Below are 17422 nucleotides of genomic sequence, written 5' to 3'. Positions count from 1 at the left end.
TATTTATTCGCAGATAATATTCCATAAAATGGAAGAGATTGAAAAAAAAGTATAATGTATAATACCGTTTGATAATTAAATAGATATGATTTTGTTGTTGGAACAGTTTTGGCGGTTAAGTTAATATGATTTAAATGTTTGAAATATTTTTTTATGGGTTAAGGTTTATTTTTAAACACCGGAGGCACCTGATTGCTGCGGTGTTTTTTTTATGCTTCGTTTCATGGCTCCTCTTAAACTAATATTAACTTCAAAGCCAAGTATCAAAATCAAAGATATTAGATACAACCATACCATAGCCGCTATCAAAGTGCCAATGGAACCATAGAGCCGGTTATAAGAATTGAAATTTTGTAAATAATAAGAGAACAAGTTAGTAGCCAGAATACAAAGTATCGAGGCAAAAACAGCCCCGAAATTGAAAAAATTCAATCGTTTTTTAATGGCAGGAGCGAAATAATAAATACTGGAAATACCCAGGAAAAATATTAAAAAGATAGAAATATAACCCAAAAGGTTTATACCGGTAACGTTGAAATTTTCTTCAACCAGGCCTTTTGAAATCATAAATTCAAGGCTTAGTTTTCCAACAATTAAAATGATAATCGCCAGTAAAAGTACAAAAACCAATAAGGCGGTAAGAATAAATGCAATCCAACGGGCTTTAAAATAAGAGCGTTTTTCTCTTTGTTTCAATGCCATATTAAACGCCCGCATCAATGACATCATGCCGTTGGTAGCTGCAAATAGGGCAAACAAGAAACCGAAAGACAATATATCTCCTCGGGGCCTGCTTACAATTTCGACGATTGTACCCGACACAGCATCATAAAGACCCATGGGCATCAGGTTTTTTAAAAAATCAAGTATCAACACATCGAGTTGCTGTATAGGAATGTATGGAATCAAAGTAAATAAAAACAAGGTGCCAGGGAAAATAGCCAGCATAAAACTAAATGAAACCGCTGCTGCCCGTTGATCAATGTCGAAGTTGATGATTTTTTTATATAAAATTGCCAGAAAAATATATAAGGAAATCGTTGTATTCAGAATGTAAATATTCTGTAATTTATCTTTGAGTTTGTCGATGGCGATATTTCTTTTGGGCAATCTGAGCATATTATTCAAAAAAAACTTTGAGTTTTTTAGTAATAACTTCAGGGCAAAGCGTAATTTTTTGGGTTTCGGAATTTAAAAATACCAAGGTAGTATGTCCTTTATGGATTAATTTGTTTTCCTCGTTAAAAATTTCACAATGAAAAACAATTCTAACCCTTGGCATTTCTTTCAAACTTACCTTTAATGTAAGCAGATCGTCATATTTTGCAGGTTCTATATACTTTGAAAAATTTTCATAAACTGGCATCCAAACGCCATTTTCCTCCAATTCTTTATATCTTACGCCCAATGATCGTAAAGCTTCAACTCTTCCAATTTCAAAAAGTCGGGCATAATTGCCATAATACATGAAGCCCATCTGGTCAACATCGGCGTATCTTACCCTGTATGTGGTGTCGGCACTATACATTATTTTATTCCTCTTTGATCAAGAGCGGTTTGGTATTTATCAGCGTTTTTAAGGTGATCAGTATAATTTTCGGCAAAATTATGATATCCCGAAAAATCTTCTTTAGCACAAAAATAAGTGTAATTGTGCTTTTGATAATCCAAAACCGCCTCTAATGCTACTCTTTCGGGTAATGCTATAGGGCCGGGAGGCAAACCGGTATTAATATAGGTATTGTAGGGCGATTGAATGCTGAGGTGCTTGGTCAGGATTCTTTTGATACTGAAATCGCCTACTGCAAACTTAACCGTAGGGTCAGCCTGTAGAGGCATATTTTGGGCGATACGGTTAACATAAACACCTGCGACAACTGGCATTTCGTCTTTTTTGTTGGTTTCACTTTGTACGATCGATGCCATCACTGCCACCTGAACCGGTGTCATGTTTATTTTGTCCGCTTTTGCCAATCTTTCTTCATTCCAAAACTTTTTATATTCATCGTGCATTCTATCGATAAACTTTTCAACCGAAGTATCCCAATAAATAAAGTAGGTGTCAGGCAAAAACATGGCCATTACATTTTCTGGTGAAAAGCCTAGTTTTTCACATGCTGCAGGGTCATTAAGTTTATTTAATAGCTCATTGGTGTCAAAATCAAGTTTTTTGCCCAGTTTTTTAATCAAATCTTCCTTGGTCCTGATGTTGTTGAAAGTAAGCTTTACAGGATCCTGGTCACCTTTTCTTAGTTTAGAAATGATGGTTTTATTGCCGGAATTAGGTGGAATTTCATATCGGCCGGTTTTGATATTCTCCCGGTATCCCATTCTTTTGGTGATAAAGCCAAAAGCTACCTCGTCAGTTATAATTTTATGTTTGTGTAATGTATCCAATACCGACTCGTAGCTTGAGTTTTTTGGAATATAGAGCACAAATTTCTCCTTACCGTCAACGTTAAGGTTAGGACTATAAGCTACTTGCCAGAAATAAAAGGCAAATGTTGCAGCCAGCGTTGAAACGATTACGACTGCATAGGCAAAGATTTTTTTGTTTTTAAACATTTAGTTTTTCAATAATTTGTTCAATTTTCAGGCTTGACTGTTCTCCTGAAAGCATATTTTTCAAGGTATATTCTCCTTTCTTAATTTCGTCTGAACCCACAATCAAAACGAAAGGAATTGCTTTTTTGTCGGCATATTCAAATTGTTTTTTCATTTTGGAGGTGTCAGGATATATTTCAGCGTTGACATTTTCGGCTCTCAATTTTGCCAAAATTTCCAGGCTTTTGGGTAAAGTGTCCTCTCCAAAATTGGTCACCATGACTTTGGTTGAAGAATGTGCCAGATGTTCCGGAAATATTTTCAATTCTTCCATTACATCATAAATACGGTCAACACCCAACGAAATACCCACACCCGATAGACCAGGCATTCCAAATGTTCCGGTTAGGTTATCGTAGCGGCCACCACCAGATATACTTCCAATTGCCACATTCAAAGCCTTAACTTCAAAAATAGCTCCCGTATAATAACTCAGACCGCGTGCCAATGAAGGGTCAAAGGCGATTTTTGCATTTTTTAAGCCTAATGCAAAAGTAAGTTGCCAGATTTGTTCCAGTTCCTGAACACCCGCCAGTCCGATTTCAGAATTAATAAGCCAATTCCTTAATTCCTCAAAATTTACGTCCCCCGCTTCTGTAATAGCAAATAAGGGCTGTAATTTCGAAATATTCTCAACACTAAAACCTCTTTCCTGTAGCTCATCTTCTACTTTTTCCTTCCCAATTTTGTCAATTTTGTCGATAGCAACACATAAATCGGTTTCTTTTCCTTTGGCACCAATCACCTCCGTAATCCCACTCAGGATTTTCCGGTTATTGATTTTTATTACAAATTCAGTTATTCCCAGATTTTCAAAAACTTCGTGAAGCATTGCTACAATTTCAGCCTCACATATAAGCGATTCGGTACCAACGACATCAGCATCACATTGATAAAATTCCCTGTACCGTCCTTTTTGTGGTCTGTCTGCCCGCCAAACAGGTTGGATCTGATATCGTTTAAAAGGCAAAGCAAGCTGGTGCCTGTTCATAACCACATATCTCGCAAAAGGCACAGTCAGGTCATATTTGAGGCCTTTTTCTGAAACTTTTTTCAACATTTCTTTTGAGCCTTTTTCTAAGTCTTCTCCTGTCAAATCTTTAGCAAAATCACCGGAATTAAGGATTTTAAAAAGCAACTGGTCGCCTTCTTCGCCATATTTCCCCATCAAAACTGAAAGGTTTTCAATGGCAGGAGTTTCCAGCGGGAGGAATCCGTATTTTTGATATACTTTTTTAATTTGTTCAAAAATAAAACTACGTTTGACCATTATTTCAGGGCCGAAATCGCGAGTTCCTCTAGCCAGACTGGGTTTTGACATATTTAAATGTTTTCTTCAAAAAAAATATCTGCAAAAATAAGACATGAGGTTTTATAAATATGCAAAAATGTGATGAATTAATAGAATGGAGTGTTGAAACCCATTAACAAATCAAAAATCTCCTATTTTTTTTAAAAACTTTTGGGGAAATGATCAATATTTACATATCTTTGCACCTCGAAATTTTGAGTTAAAGAATTTTAAACATATCTGGAAATGGGAGTTACTCAATTAAAAAGAAAAGGTCGTAAAAACAGAGCTGTGGCCAATAATAAAATTTCTGCTATCAAAAGGTTGACTTTGAGACCTGATATTAAGAAAGTTACTATTGAAGAACTAAAAGCTCAATAAGATATTTTAGATCCAAATCAAGACCCTCAACTTTGAGGGTTTTTTTGTATAGTTAGCTTTTCGTTAGCAGTTTTAAATTCAATTTTTCTCTTTTTCAGTGCTTTTTGTTTTTCTTTCCAGATTTTCTTTGACCTGATTTCGCTCTTATAAATTATTGATTTTCCAAAAATTGCCAGACCGAAAAAAAATATCATAGAACTGATCACTCCAAAAAACAACCAGGTGGTAGTATCATATCCACCACGAAGTCTGAAAAAAGATTCATTGAAAAATATTAATCCTAAAGCAAGAACTACATAACTACTAATTGAGGTCAATCTCCATTTGGTTTCAAGACTCATCTTTTTAACCATTTTTTGACCGGCAGTTTTTTTATCTTTTATTTGCATAATTGAAAGCACATTTAATCCTGATTACAAAATTACGATTTTTTTTGAAAAGAAATATGCTCAATTTGGGCTTTTTAAGGTCGTTTTCATGATTTTTGTTAATTCTTTACACGATTTTGGAATAAATACTTTATGAAAAAAATAAAATTTGGATTGTTTTAGAAAAAATCGAATTTTTAGCAAATACAATTATTTGAAAGTTTTGAAGATAAAAAAATATGGATTTGATTGATTTTGACAAGAAAATTGACCGCACAAATACCAATAGCTACAAATGGGACAAATATCCCGAAGGCGTGTTACCACTTTGGGTTGCCGATATGGATTTTGAAGTGGCGGCACCCATTAAAAAAGCACTGGCAGGCATTGTTGATTTTGGTGTTATTGGTTATGCCAGAATTCCTGAGCAACTAGAGGAGGTTTTTGTGAAAAGGATGGCGGAAAAGCACAATTGGATTATAGAAAAGGAGTGGTTGGTGTGGCTGCCGGGAATGATTCCGGGATTGTTAACTGCTGCAGGTTGTATATCGGACCATCAAGCTTCTATTATGACTTCAACTCCGGTTTACAGACCATTTCTAGATGCGGCATCGGGTAAAAACAGAACCCTCGTTGATGTGCCATTTACCAGAAAAAATGATAAATGGGTGATGGATTTTGACCTGATGGAAAAAAAATGTGGACCTGAGGTTAAAATGTATATGCTTTGTAACCCACACAATCCCAATGGCAGAGTTTTTTCGACAGAAGAACTTAATCAACTTTCTGATTTTTGCATAAAACATAATCTGATACTATGTTCTGATGAAATTCATTGCGATCTTTTGATGGATTCAAACCAAAAACATATTAGTGTTGCATCATTAAATAAAGATATTGAAAATCAAAGTATTACCCTGCTGTCGCCAAGTAAAACTTTCAATATTGCCGGTTTGGGTTGTACTGTTGCGGTGATTCCTAATGATGATTTAAGAAAGAAATTTTCGGCATTCAGATACGGCATTGCTCCAATGCCTACTGATTTTGCAAATCTAGCAGCACTTGCCGCATATTCTGAGGCTGAAGATTGGCATTCGCAATTGATCGACTATTTGCAGAAGAATCATGAATTTATTTTAGAAGAAATAAACAAAATAGATGGCTTAAGTATGGAACCTTTGGAAGGAACTTACCTGGCCTGGATTAATTACGAAAATGTTGGTACAGACAATTTTGTAGAACTACTCGAAAAAAATGGTGTGGGTGTACAAGATGCAACGGTTTTTGGAGGGAAAGGCTTTTTCAGGTTAAACTTTGCCACACAAAAAGTTAATTTAGTTGAGGCTATAAAGAGAATCCGAAAAACTGTAAATGAAGTAAAAAACGCTTAATCTACTTTTTTCTTTTCAACCGATTTAACAATGTATTGTGGTTTGCCACTATTGAGGAGGTAAGTATTGCCCAGATATTCACCAATCAAAGCCAATGCACACAAAATTACTCCACACATGAATATTACGATAGGGGAGCCCCATTCCGGAATAACAGAAAGTGCATATAAAAGCATGTAAAAAAGGGAAAAAAGAATTGAGAAAAAGCCGGCAAGAAATGTAAGTCTCAGTGGCAACAATGAATAGCCAAAAATAATAGTAAGAAAAAGAGAGATAAGTTTTCTCAAAGAATAATTTGATTCCCCGTCACGTCTGGAATGATGCTCAACCAATTGCCGGCCTACATTATCGGTAACCTGAAAAATCAGTCCATCAATATATGGATTGTGGAGTTTGAATTTTATGATTTCGTCAATTACCTCTTTTTTAATCAATTTAAAACTGCTCAGATATAAATCTTTGGGTTTTTTGAGCAAATATGTTGTGAGGTAATTGACCATTTTGCTACCAATATTTCTAAACCAATGATGTTTTTTTTCTTCATAATAACTATAAACTACATCGTAATCCCCTTCTTCGGCTTTGTCAATTAGTTTGAGGATTTGACAAGGGGGATTCTGAAAATCATCATCTATAATTATTCCATATTTGCCTTTTACATAGCTTAGTCCACATATTACTGCATTAAATTCACCGAAGTTTTTACGGAGATTGACAAAAGTTATGTTCTCTTTGGAATGAGCTATTTCTTTACATACTTCTGCAGAATTATCTTTTGAGCCATCGTTTACAAGTATGATTTCAAATTTTTTCTCATAAAATTCTTTTTCTATACTTTCTACTAGTTGACTGATACTTTTGGCACCATTAAAAACCGGAATTACAACTGAAAAATCAATCATAAGGTGAATTTGTTGATTCTATCCGAAATATATGAAATTTCTTCATTATCTAGGGCGGAATTTATTGGAATACTTACAACTTCCTGGTGTAGTTTTTCTGTAACCGGGAGTGATATATCTTTGTACATTTTTAAAGCTTCCTGATGATGAGGGGCTTTGGGATAATGAATATCATAGCCAATTCCAGAGTCTTTTAGATATTGAGTAAACTTTTCCCTATTTTGAACTTTTACAACAAAAAGGTGCCACGAATCCTCAAAAACAGTGTCATTTTCAGGCAGTATGATATAAGGGTTTTGGATATTTTTAAGATAAAAGTCAGCAATTTCTCTCCTTTTAATAATTTCATTATCAAGATGTTTGAGTTTTAAGCTCAAGAGTTTTGCCTGTAATTCACTCAATCGGCTGTTTCGCCCTATCACCTCAAAATTGTATCTGGTTTTTGAACCGTAATTCCTCAGTTTTATTATTTTTTCAAAAACATCTTCGATATCAGTTATGACTGCTCCGGCATCAGATAGAGCCCCCAGATTTTTTGTTGGATAAAAACTGTAAGCTGTGGCTATTGCTTCCTGAATATGTTTTTTGCCATGATATTCTGCACCATGACTTTGAGCAGCATCAATTATTAAATACAAATTATTTTCATTGCAAATCTTTATTAGAGCATCATAATCGCACATTTTACCATAAAGGTTTACCGCCATTATAGCCTTTGTATTTTTCGTGATATTTTTTATTACTTCTTCAGAATTGAGAAGGTAATCATGATAGTTAGGCTCTGTTAAAACAGGCTTTAAGCCAACATTTATGATAGAAATAATAGAAGCGTAATAGGTATTGGCAGGAACAATCACTTCTGAATTTTCAGGTAACTCCAGGGACTCCAGAATCATTTCGAGTGCATCCAGGCCATTTGCTACTCCTATAGCATGTTTCGCATTACAATAGTTGGCAAATTCAGATTCAAATGACTTAACCCCTTCGCCAAGTATATAATATCCTGAATCCAGAAACTCTTCAAAAATTTCTTTGAATTCGGAATGGTACGGTTCATTGAGTTTTTTTAAAGGAAAAAAAGGAATATTCATTAAAGTGAATTAAAAACGTCACTCAAAGTTATGATTTTTTCCTGTTTGTAGGCTTCATCAATATAATCTTTAGGGTCGTAATTTTTATTCGCCATAACTAAAAGAATACAATCATCTGAGAAGTCATACATTTGATGCCAGTCATTTGGTCTGAGAAGAAGGCATTTTTGTGGATCGTCTAAATTAAAGGTCTCATCGGAATGATAACTTTCCTGAACATAAACTTTACATGAGCCGTGGAGACAAACTAAACCCTGCCAGGTGGTATGATGCCTGTGACCGCCACGAATCCTGAATTCGGGCACCCCATAAATAAAATACACTCTTTCTATATGCCCGGGCATCAAATGCTCAAACACCGAGAGTATTCCATCCTGACTTTCTACAGACTTAAGTTTGATGATGTTGGCCATTAATAAAATCCTATTGAATTGCAATAACAGGGATTTTTACTTTTTTTCCAATTTTTAAAGATTAAAATTCTTTAAAAATAACAATTTTCAATAAATAATATAGAAACCTAATATTATTATTGATTCAAAAGCAGAGTATTAATAAACCTTTAAGAAATCGGTTTTACCTTATACAGTATGTTTTATGGCGGTTTTAAGCTCTTTGGTATTTTTACCGTAAGCGGGGCAAGGTTGTTTTTTGCATGAAGCGAAAAGCACCATCGAACAAAAGGCTATAAGTGCAATTTTTGTTTTCATCGATTTTTTTCTGGTTTTAACGTTTTAAATATCCTAATAGTATATTTTCAACAGTACAATTTTTATGCCTAAATTAATGATTCAACTCTGAAGATGTCAGAGGCTCTGGTTTTGCTCTTTCAGTCTTGTAACCCAGAATTTTCAACATGGTGTCAGCTTTTTGTTCAGGAGCAAAAAGTTCGGTACAAAGATTTCCATTTTCATCATAATCAATCAAAACATGTTTTGGGGCCGGAATCAAACAATGCTGAATACCTCCATAGCCACCCAGAGACTCCTGATAAGCACCCGTATGGAAGAAACCAATATATTGCTCCTCTTCCGTATTATTGTCGTCAACCATTGGCATATAAAGGTCTTCAGAATGTGACTCTGTGTTATAATAATCCGCAGAGTCACAGGTCAATCCACCCAGGTTAACTTTGGTATAAGGTGCATCCCAATTATTTACCGGAAGCATGATGTATTTTTGGCCAATTCCCCATGAATCAGGCAATTGAGTGATAAACGAGCCGTCAATCATATACCAAAGCTCGCGATCATTTTGTTGTTTCTGATCGATGATTTTATACAAAATGGCCCCACTTTCGCCTACTGTATAGCTTCCAAATTCAGTAAGAATGTTAGGTACCGGTACATTGTTTTTATGGCAAATCCACTGAATATTTTCAATAATTTCATCTACCATTGCCTGGTAATCAAAATTATAGACAATCGAAGTCTGAATAGGCATACCGCCACCGATGTCAATGGAGTCAAGTTCAGGGCATATTTTTTTGAGTTCACAATATTTAAACATAAACCTTGTAAGCTCCGACCAATAGTATGCGGTATCTTTTATTCCAGAATTAATGAAAAAATGTAGCATTTTGAGCTTAAACCTTGGATTTGGTTTGATTTTTTCATTGTAAAGGTCATCAACATCTTTATATCTGATTCCCAATCTGGAAGTATAAAATGAAAAGGTGGGCTCTTCATCAGTAGCAATTCTTATACCCAGATTTACATTTTCAGCTTTTACATTTTCAAGATAGTAGTCAATTTCACCCAGATTGTCCAATACCGGAGTACAATTGGTAAATCCGTCGTTTAAAAACTCTGTGATATATTCCAAATACTGCGGCATTTTGTGCCCGTTACAGATAATAAAGGTGTCTTTCGAAACTTTTCCTTCTTTGTAAAGGGTCTTTAACAAAGGCATATCAAATGCCGAGGAAGTCTCTAAATGTATGTTGTACTTTAGGGCGGTTTCCAAAATAAACTTGAAATGTGAGGATTTGGTACAATAACAATAAGTATAACTACCCTTGTAATTGTATTTTTTCATCGCATTTTTGAAAAGAACCTTTGAGTGCTCAATATGTTCACCAATTTTTGGTAAGTATGTGATTCTCAATGGAGTACCGTATCTTTTGATGACATCCATCAAGGGTACATTATTAAACAGTAAGTTGTTTGATTGGTCAACACCGAATTCGCGGGTAGGGAATTCAAATGTTTGTTGAATCAAATCGATGTATCTTTTCATTTATTTTGAATACAGCACTCAGGCTTTTGGAAAAATTTCGTGCAAAATTGACATAATTTTTAGAACTTTGCAAATAAGCTTTTCATAGAATAACAATAATTGTTTTATTGAGAAGAAATAGCATTATTTATTAAAAAATATGGCAGATAAGCTCGGAAAAATACATTTTATTGCGGTAGGTGGTGCCGTAATGCACAACCTGGCTTTGGCATTGGCCTCAAAAGGCTATCAGGTAAGTGGTTCGGATGATGAAATCTATGAACCTGCAAAATCAAGACTTGAAAAGGCCGGAATTTTGCCAGAAAAGTTTGGTTGGTTTCCTGAGAAAATAAATTCAGATCTGGAAGCCATAATTCTGGGTATGCATGCCAGAAAAGACAATCCGGAGCTTTTAAGAGCCACTGAATTAGGCTTAAAAGTTTATTCTTTTCCTGAATATATTTATGAACAGTCCAAAAATAAACAGAGAATTGTAATAGCCGGTAGCCACGGAAAGACCTCCATTACGAGTATTATTTTGCATGTTTTGGCCTTTCATAAACGTAATTTTGACTATTTGGTCGGAGCTCAGATTGAGGGCTTTGACCTGATGGTAAAGCTGACAGAAGACGCCCCAGTAATTGTAATTGAGGGGGATGAATATCTGTCTTCGGCCATTGAAATGAAATCTAAGTTTTTATTTTATCACCCACATATTACGCTTATTAGTGGCGTTGCATGGGATCATTTCAATGTATTTCCTACTTTTGAAAGTTATGTTAAAGCCTTTGAAGACCTCATCAATGGTATGGAAAAGTCAGGCGTTTTGTTATATGATAAAACTGACAAAGTTTTAAAAGAGGTCTGTGAAAAAGAGCATGATGGTATTTTAAAATTCCCATACGAAAAGCATCCATACAAAGTTGTAAATGGCAGGGTTCATCTGGAAACAGCTGGTGGAGATGTTCCGCTGTTTATTTTCGGAGAACACAATATGAAAAACCTTCAGGGGGCAAAAATCATATTGGATCAAATCGGAATTACAGAAGAGATGTTTTATGAGGCTATTAAGAGTTTTAAAGGTGCGGCCAAACGGTTAGAAACACTGGGTTCAAATAATAATACTATAATTTACCGGGATTTTGCTCATGCTCCAAGTAAAGTTGGTGCCACCACCAATGCCACCAAAGAGCTTTTTGATAACCGAAGGTTGATTGCCTGTTATGAATTGCATACATATTCCAGTCTCAATAAAGACTTTTTACCTCAATATTCTCAAAAATTAGACGATGCCGATGTGGCAGTTGTATTTTTCTCTCCTCATACTTTGGAAATGAAAAAAATGCCGGAATTGTCGATTGATGATATCAGGAAATATTTTGGGAGAGAAGACCTGAAAGTTTTTACAAAACAGGAAGATTTGGTGAATTTCTTAAAAGGACAAAACTGGTTCCACTCCAATCTTTTAATGATGTCTTCTGGTACTTTTGGAGGTATGGATCTTCCTAAATTTGCTGAGGAAATATTGGCTTTGCCTGTAAAAGAAGAATTGCCTGAAATTAAAAATATATCCAAATAAGTCAAACAGAGAGCTTTTTGGGTTAATTAAGGATGATTCTGATTTAATTCAATAATTTTTTTTGATTTTTCAAGAACCATCTCAGGGGTAATCCAATTTAAACAGGCGTAATCGCCTCTTTGGCAGGGCTTGTTCCCATATACTGAGCAAGGTCTGCAGGTTAGTTCTTCTTTGGGTATTTCTACTAAGTTTTCTTCTGGTTGAAAAATCGGACCAAATCCTGCGAAATGATGTGTGGCACCCCAAATACTGATTACAGGAATGCCCGCCATAGCCGCAAAATGCATGTTGGAACTGTCGCCTGTTATCATCAATTTAAGATTGGAAATAAGGTAAATCTCTTCAATTAATGAAAATCTACCTACCATATTATTTCCACTTTTTGACAAGTTTGAATCAATTAGTTCATTTTCCTTTTTCCCCCCACCGAATATTAGTATTTCCGAATCAGGAAAAGATGATTTAATATTTTCACAAAGGATACGATAGTTTTCAATTGGCCAAATTTTTCCCTTGTGCTGGGCAAAAGGGGCAATTCCTATTAGTTTTTTTTCTGAAAAATTTTGTAAGAATTCATTTACCTCAGGGTAGTTTTTTGCCTGAAAATCAAATACTTGTGTTTTTTTATTATCAAAAATCAAGTTTTCAAAATGAGCACTTTTAGAAAATGTATCTAAGTATCTTTGAACTGTGTGTGGTAATTTTTTGAATATTTTGTTTGAAATTAAAGCACGTTTTTCTTGTCTTCCTTTGTCCATCGTGAAAGATTTTATACCGGAAAAACGAAAAAAAACTTTCAAAAAAAAAGTACGGATATTTTGGTGTAAATCAAAAACAATCTCCGGACTAAAAGTTTTTAGATGTTTGTATAAATTATAAAGTCCGAATATTCCCTTATAATTTTCGAAGTCAACCGATATCACAGAAATACCTTTTTGATTTTCGAAAAAAACAGAAAATTTTGATCTTGTGACTAAGTTAATTTGTGTTTGGGGATATTTTTCGAGTAAGATTTTAAATGCCACCAAGGTCAAGGCTACATCGCCCATAGCCGAAAACCTGAAAACCAAGATGTTTTTAGGCGGTTTCATTTTTTATTATAAAATACCGGATTGAGATTGGGGTCATTGTACATTTTCATCTGTTTGTACAATTTCATGTATTTTTTTCCTGATTTCAAATCTTCCATCAATTCATCAAAACAGGTTTCCAGGTCGCCTTCCTGAATTTTCAATACAGAAAGCTTATGACTAACTGATTTTCTCAATTCATCATTCAGGTCATTTCTTTTTAACTGATCTTCAAAATGATAGATTTTTAACTGTAAAATCGACATGCGATCCAATAGCCAGGCTGGCGTTTCGGAGTTCATTTTTGCGGCAGAATCAGTTTTTGTTTCTTTCAATTGCTCAAAAAGGTATTCATCAATTTGCTCAACAGTGTCAGTCCGATGTTGGTTGGAGGCATCAATCCTTCTTTTTATTTCTACCAGATATTTAGGGTCATTTTCGGGATCTCTGATGATGTCCTCCAGGTGCCATTGAACTGTGTCAATCCAATTTTTTAAATATAAAAGTGTAGAAAATTTCTCATTTTCAAATCTCTGTGGCATACTGGCATCCACATGGTCAGTGAGATGGTAATCAGCAATGGCTGATCTGAAAATCTCATTTATGTTTTTAGCTTTCATAAAAAACTAGTCTTAATCTAAAATCTTTGGTCCTATGGTGTTGATGGGAGAAACAAACACATTGGTTTTTATTTCCACTTTCTGAAATTCTTTAGCCATAGCAATTGCCACTTTTTCTGCGGTTTCTCTGCCTTTTGAAAAAGCAAATATTGATGGGCCAGCACCCGAAATGCTGCATCCAAGTGCCCCTGCTTCAATGGCAGCCATTTTTACTTCAAAAAATTGAGGGATCAAAATTGAACGAACCGGTTCAATAATTAGATCAACCATCGAACGCGAAATTAAACTATAATCACCTGAAATTAAACCAGCTATCATTCCGGCCACATTTCCCATTTGCGAAATTGCTTTCTTCAAAGATACCTCATTTTTGAGGATGTATCTGGCATCTTTGGTATTGACTTCAATATCAGGATGTACAATAGTGACAAATAATTCCTCAGGTGTGCTTACATTGAAAAAATCAAGTGGAGAGTATGATCTGATAACCACAAAACCACCCATCAGGGCAGGAGCCACGTTGTCAGCGTGTGCTGAGCCACAGGCAATTCTTTCCCCTTCCATCGCAAACTGAAGCAGTTCTCTAGTTGGAATAGGTTGATTGAGGAGTTGGTTTACCGCAAAAACACCTGCCACTGAGCTCGCTGAGCTACTTCCGAGGCCACTACCCAAAGGCATTTTTTTGTGTAATATCACATCAAAACCTGTGTTTTTGTTGAGGTGCTCCAGATACTTGATAATAGGTACAGTTACAGTGTTTTTATTAGGGTCAAAAGTGAGTTTTCCATTGTCACCCGTGATTTCCTGAATCACGATTTGGTTATCATTGCGTTTTTTTACGATGACTTCATCGCCGGGATTATCTACCGCCAAGCCAAAAATATCAAATCCACAAGCCACATTGGCTACCGTTGCAGGGGCGAAAACTCTAATTGTATCCACTTATTTTATGCTAAAAAACTACTTAAACTTATTATATCTGCGAAAACTCCCATAGCAGTTACTTCTGCTCCTGCACCCGGGCCTTTTACGACCAATGGGTTGTTGAAATACCTTTCTGTGGTAAATGATACTATATTTTCAGAGCCGGCTAAATTGAAAAATGGATGGCTTTTACCAACAGAAGTAAGGCCGATACTCGCTTTGCCATTTTCGAGTTTGGCAATAAATCTCAGTACTTCGCCTTTTTTACTTGCTTCATTTACTTTTTGGGCGTATTGTTCATTTTCCTTTTCCAATTGGTCATAAAAAGCTTCCACATTTTTGGCATTCAAGGCTTCCTTACTCAAAAGAGGATTAATAACTACTTCCTCAAATTCAAGCGGAAAGCCACATTCCCTTGCTAAAATCAGAATTTTTCTGGCAACATCCGTCCCATTGAGGTCATCCCGTGGGTCAGGCTCGGTATAACCTTTAGCTTTTGCTTCTTTCACTACCTCAACAAAACTTTTTTCGGGTGAAAACGTATTGAAAATATAGGAAAGAGTGCCACTCAATACGGCTTCTATTTTATGTATTCTGTCACCACTGTTTATCAGTCCCTGAAGAGTATTTATCAAAGGCAAACCTGCACCTACGTTGGTTTCATAAAGAAATTTCACATTTCGTTTTTTTGCAATATTTTGCAAAGCCTGATATTGTGAATATGGCCCTGAATTGGCAACTTTATTGGGTGTGACCACTGAAATGCTGCTGTCTAGCAAAGGATAATAATATTGGACGATGTCTTTGTCGGCACTACAATCGATAAAAACACTGTTTGCAAGGTTGATTGCCTGTATATCCGCGATAAACTCACTTAAATTTACCATTTCGCCTTCGGTATCCAGACTTTTTTCCCAATGGTTTATTTTTATCCCATTAGGATTTAGAAGCATTTTTTTAGTGTTGGCAATACCGGTAAGTTTTAGATTCAGATTTTTTTCTGATTTCAAATATTTGGCTTGCTGGGAAATCTGTTTTAAAAGCGTATTTCCAATTAATCCACTTGGGCCCAGTAAAAACAGATGCAGGGTGAATCCGTCAACCTCAAAAAAAGTTTCGTGAATAGCATTGAGAGCTTTACTGATATCTTTTTTTCTGATTACTACTGAGATGTTGAGCTCGGAAGAACCCTGTGCAGTGGCCACAACGTTGATCCCGTTTTTACCTAAAACAGAAAACAGTTTTCCGGAAGTACCAGAAGTGGATTTCATGCCCTCACCTACAACCGCAATTATCGATAGATTTTGCTGGATGTTAATATTCTCAATATCACCATTATGGATTTCAGTTTTAAATCCTTGCTCCAGTATTTCCTGTACTTTTTCAGAAGATTTTGGATCGATTGCAAAACATATTGAATGCTCAGAAGAAGCCTGGGAAATCAGAATAACGGAGATTTTATTTTCAGCCAAAATACCAAAAAGCTTCGCAGAAACACCCGCAACTCCTATCATACCATTACCCTGAAGATTTACCAATGAGATGTCGTCAATGGACGAAATTCCAGTGATAGAATGATTTCTTTGTACGTAATGTCTGCCAATCGTTGTTCCAATATGTTCCGGTTGAAAAGTATTCAGGATTTTAATTGGAATATCTTTTTGAAAGGCAGGTACCAAACTGGGCGGGTAAATAACTTTTGCACCGAAATGCGACAGTTCCATTGCCTCAGAATATGAAATTTCGGGAATAGAAAATGCATTTTTTACTTTTCTGGGGTCAGCGGTCATCATGCCGTTGACGTCGGTCCAAATTTCAATAACCGATGCTTCCAAAGCAGCTCCCAGAATAGAACCGGTATAATCAGATCCACCACGGCCAAGGGTAGTCGTGATTTCTTCGTCATTTGACCCGATAAAACCGGTAACACAATATACTTTTTTATTTTCTGAAATTCTTGATTTAATCAATGCATCAGTTTTAGGAAAATCAACCTCAGCATAACCATAATTACTATTGGTTTTGATAATCTCTCTTGCGTCAATGTATTCAGAATCAATACCTTGCGACTGTAAGGTGTATGCAATAATCTGTGTAGAAAGCCTCTCCCCAAAACTTACCAGGAGATCGAGTGTGCGATTACTGATTTCTCTCAGATAAGTGATTCCTTTCAAAAGGTCTTCCAGTTCATTAAATAAACCTTTGATTCTGGCAATAATGGAGGATTGAGATTTTACGTCAACTAATGCCCTGATAGCATGGATATGGCGTTCTTCAATATTTTTAAGAATTTCTAAATATTGTGTATCATTTTTGGCTGCCATTTGGCCGGATTCAATCAATTTATTGGTTACTCCGCCCATTGCCGAATAAACCACAGCAATTGATTCATTGTTTTTTAGGTTATGATTTATGATTTCAATTACCTTTTGAATACTTTCTATTGAGCCTACCGAAGTGCCTCCAAATTTCAGGACTTTCATTTAAAACGAATTATAAAAAATTTCAAAAACTGCCAACTGTGTAAACAGGCATTCCAAAATACAAATATACCAATTTATTAAGCTTGAAATGTTGTTTTGAGTTTATGTAGGAAAAAAAAGTGGTATTTTTTTTATTTTTAAATATTTATTTAGTTATTTGTAGAAATAAACAAATTAAAAATTTTATTTATGGATAAATATTTCAAGGCTCTGAATGATTCTACTCGTAGGGAAATACTTGAGATTTTGAGATTGGGAGAAATGTCGGCAGGAGAGATTTCAGAGCGATTTAATATGTCGAAACCCAGCATTTCGCATCATTTGGATCTGTTGAGACAAGCCGACCTGGTTAGTTCAAAAAAGAAAGGACAGTTTGTGATTTATGCGATCAACCTGACTGTTTTTGACGAAATCAATCATTGGTTTGGCCAGTTTAAACCCGAAGCCATTGAAAAACCAAGGTTTAGGATTCCTTTAGGGCAGAATTGATTTATAATTGTT

At 35.4% G+C, this 17422-nt stretch carries 16 protein-coding genes; 3 read left to right on the top strand and 13 right to left on the bottom strand.

Annotation, left to right across the window (positions count from 1 at the left end; genetic code table 11):
• Positions 1–171: 171 nt before the first annotated feature.
• From IPP61_20180 to IPP61_20160, 5 genes are all read right to left on the bottom strand, one after another.
• Positions 172–1119: a YihY/virulence factor BrkB family protein gene (locus IPP61_20180; protein MBL0327445.1), complete on the bottom strand. Its 948-nt coding sequence runs from the start codon at positions 1117–1119 to the stop codon at positions 172–174.
• Between the two features lies 1 nt (position 1120).
• Complete coding sequence (locus IPP61_20175; protein MBL0327444.1) at positions 1121–1528, bottom strand: acyl-CoA thioesterase; 408 nt, start codon at positions 1526–1528, stop codon at positions 1121–1123.
• Positions 1528–2565 (bottom strand): endolytic transglycosylase MltG, encoded by a 1038-nt coding sequence (mltG, locus tag IPP61_20170; GenBank protein ID MBL0327443.1) that lies wholly within the window; start codon positions 2563–2565, stop codon positions 1528–1530. The genes IPP61_20175 and mltG overlap by 1 nt, the downstream gene beginning before the upstream one ends.
• On the bottom strand, positions 2558–3925 hold the full coding sequence (locus IPP61_20165; GenBank protein ID MBL0327442.1) for a histidine--tRNA ligase: 1368 nt from the start codon (positions 3923–3925) through the stop codon (positions 2558–2560). Before IPP61_20165 ends, mltG begins: the two co-directional genes overlap by 8 nt.
• Before the next feature lie 377 nt (positions 3926–4302).
• A complete protein-coding gene (locus IPP61_20160) occupies positions 4303–4665 on the bottom strand; it encodes a hypothetical protein (GenBank protein MBL0327441.1) in 363 nt (120 codons plus the stop codon).
• A 218-nt stretch (positions 4666–4883) separates the two neighbouring features.
• Between IPP61_20160 and IPP61_20155 the strand changes: the two genes are divergently transcribed.
• Complete coding sequence (locus IPP61_20155; protein ID MBL0327440.1) at positions 4884–6035, top strand: putative C-S lyase; 1152 nt, start codon at positions 4884–4886, stop codon at positions 6033–6035.
• Here IPP61_20155 and IPP61_20150 read toward each other — a convergent pair.
• The 4 genes from IPP61_20150 to IPP61_20135 all read right to left on the bottom strand — a co-directional run bounded on the left by IPP61_20150 (position 6032) and on the right by IPP61_20135 (position 10266).
• Complete coding sequence (locus tag IPP61_20150) at positions 6032–6937, bottom strand: glycosyltransferase family 2 protein (protein ID MBL0327439.1); 906 nt, start codon at positions 6935–6937, stop codon at positions 6032–6034. The two genes, IPP61_20155 and IPP61_20150, sit on opposite strands and share 4 nt — an antisense overlap.
• The gene (locus IPP61_20145) at positions 6934–8028 is read right to left on the bottom strand and encodes a DegT/DnrJ/EryC1/StrS family aminotransferase (GenBank protein MBL0327438.1); all 1095 of its coding nucleotides are present in this window, start codon (positions 8026–8028) and stop codon (positions 6934–6936) included. The genes IPP61_20150 and IPP61_20145 overlap by 4 nt, the downstream gene beginning before the upstream one ends.
• A complete protein-coding gene (locus IPP61_20140; protein MBL0327437.1) occupies positions 8028–8441 on the bottom strand; it encodes an FdtA/QdtA family cupin domain-containing protein in 414 nt (137 codons plus the stop codon). Before IPP61_20140 ends, IPP61_20145 begins: the two co-directional genes overlap by 1 nt.
• 370 nt (positions 8442–8811) lie before the next feature.
• Positions 8812–10266, bottom strand: coding sequence for an arginine decarboxylase (locus IPP61_20135; protein ID MBL0327436.1), 1455 nt, complete (start codon positions 10264–10266; stop codon positions 8812–8814).
• Between the two features lie 139 nt (positions 10267–10405).
• Here IPP61_20135 and IPP61_20130 point away from each other — a divergent pair, with 139 nt between their 5' ends.
• Positions 10406–11824 (top strand): peptidoglycan synthetase, encoded by a 1419-nt coding sequence (locus IPP61_20130; GenBank protein MBL0327435.1) that lies wholly within the window; start codon positions 10406–10408, stop codon positions 11822–11824.
• A gap of 26 nt (positions 11825–11850) precedes the next feature.
• Here IPP61_20130 and IPP61_20125 read toward each other — a convergent pair whose 3' ends face one another.
• From IPP61_20125 to thrA, 4 genes are read right to left on the bottom strand one after another with little or no spacing between them, the layout of a single operon-like run.
• The gene (locus IPP61_20125) at positions 11851–12915 is read right to left on the bottom strand and encodes a glycosyltransferase family 9 protein (GenBank protein ID MBL0327434.1); all 1065 of its coding nucleotides are present in this window, start codon (positions 12913–12915) and stop codon (positions 11851–11853) included.
• Positions 12912–13514, bottom strand: a complete 603-nt coding sequence (locus IPP61_20120) for a DUF4254 domain-containing protein (protein ID MBL0327433.1) — start codon at positions 13512–13514, stop codon at positions 12912–12914. Before IPP61_20120 ends, IPP61_20125 begins: the two co-directional genes overlap by 4 nt.
• Positions 13515–13526: 12 nt before the next feature.
• Positions 13527–14456, bottom strand: a complete 930-nt coding sequence (locus tag IPP61_20115) for a homoserine kinase (protein MBL0327432.1) — start codon at positions 14454–14456, stop codon at positions 13527–13529.
• Between the two features lie 5 nt (positions 14457–14461).
• Complete coding sequence (gene thrA / locus IPP61_20110) at positions 14462–16921, bottom strand: bifunctional aspartate kinase/homoserine dehydrogenase I (GenBank protein ID MBL0327431.1); 2460 nt, start codon at positions 16919–16921, stop codon at positions 14462–14464.
• Positions 16922–17110: 189 nt separating this feature from the next.
• Between thrA and IPP61_20105 the strand changes: the two genes are divergently transcribed.
• Entirely contained in the window at positions 17111–17410 is a 300-nt protein-coding gene (locus IPP61_20105) for a winged helix-turn-helix transcriptional regulator (GenBank protein MBL0327430.1), read from the top strand.
• Positions 17411–17422 lie beyond the last annotated feature (12 nt).

Source organism: Cytophagaceae bacterium (assembly GCA_016722655.1).
Classification (GTDB): Bacteria; Bacteroidota; Bacteroidia; order Cytophagales; family Spirosomataceae; genus Leadbetterella.
This window is presented reverse-complemented; position numbering and strand designations above follow the sequence as displayed.

Coding starts and splice junctions, on each gene's coding strand:
- IPP61_20160 (MBL0327441.1), bottom strand. CDS start 4,665: ATGCAAATAAAAGATAAAAAAACTGCCGGTCAAAAAATGGTTAAAAAG.
- IPP61_20135 (MBL0327436.1), bottom strand. CDS start 10,266: ATGAAAAGATACATCGATTTGATTCAACAAACATTTGAATTCCCTACC.
- IPP61_20105 (MBL0327430.1), top strand. CDS start 17,111: ATGGATAAATATTTCAAGGCTCTGAATGATTCTACTCGTAGGGAAATA.
- IPP61_20180 (MBL0327445.1), bottom strand. CDS start 1,119: ATGCTCAGATTGCCCAAAAGAAATATCGCCATCGACAAACTCAAAGAT.
- IPP61_20120 (MBL0327433.1), bottom strand. CDS start 13,514: ATGAAAGCTAAAAACATAAATGAGATTTTCAGATCAGCCATTGCTGAT.
- IPP61_20175 (MBL0327444.1), bottom strand. CDS start 1,528: ATGTATAGTGCCGACACCACATACAGGGTAAGATACGCCGATGTTGAC.
- IPP61_20130 (MBL0327435.1), top strand. CDS start 10,406: ATGGCAGATAAGCTCGGAAAAATACATTTTATTGCGGTAGGTGGTGCC.
- IPP61_20155 (MBL0327440.1), top strand. CDS start 4,884: ATGGATTTGATTGATTTTGACAAGAAAATTGACCGCACAAATACCAAT.
- thrA (MBL0327431.1), bottom strand. CDS start 16,921: ATGAAAGTCCTGAAATTTGGAGGCACTTCGGTAGGCTCAATAGAAAGT.
- IPP61_20140 (MBL0327437.1), bottom strand. CDS start 8,441: ATGGCCAACATCATCAAACTTAAGTCTGTAGAAAGTCAGGATGGAATA.
- IPP61_20125 (MBL0327434.1), bottom strand. CDS start 12,915: ATGAAACCGCCTAAAAACATCTTGGTTTTCAGGTTTTCGGCTATGGGC.
- IPP61_20145 (MBL0327438.1), bottom strand. CDS start 8,028: ATGAATATTCCTTTTTTTCCTTTAAAAAAACTCAATGAACCGTACCAT.
- IPP61_20150 (MBL0327439.1), bottom strand. CDS start 6,937: ATGATTGATTTTTCAGTTGTAATTCCGGTTTTTAATGGTGCCAAAAGT.
- mltG (MBL0327443.1), bottom strand. CDS start 2,565: ATGTTTAAAAACAAAAAAATCTTTGCCTATGCAGTCGTAATCGTTTCA.
- IPP61_20165 (MBL0327442.1), bottom strand. CDS start 3,925: ATGTCAAAACCCAGTCTGGCTAGAGGAACTCGCGATTTCGGCCCTGAA.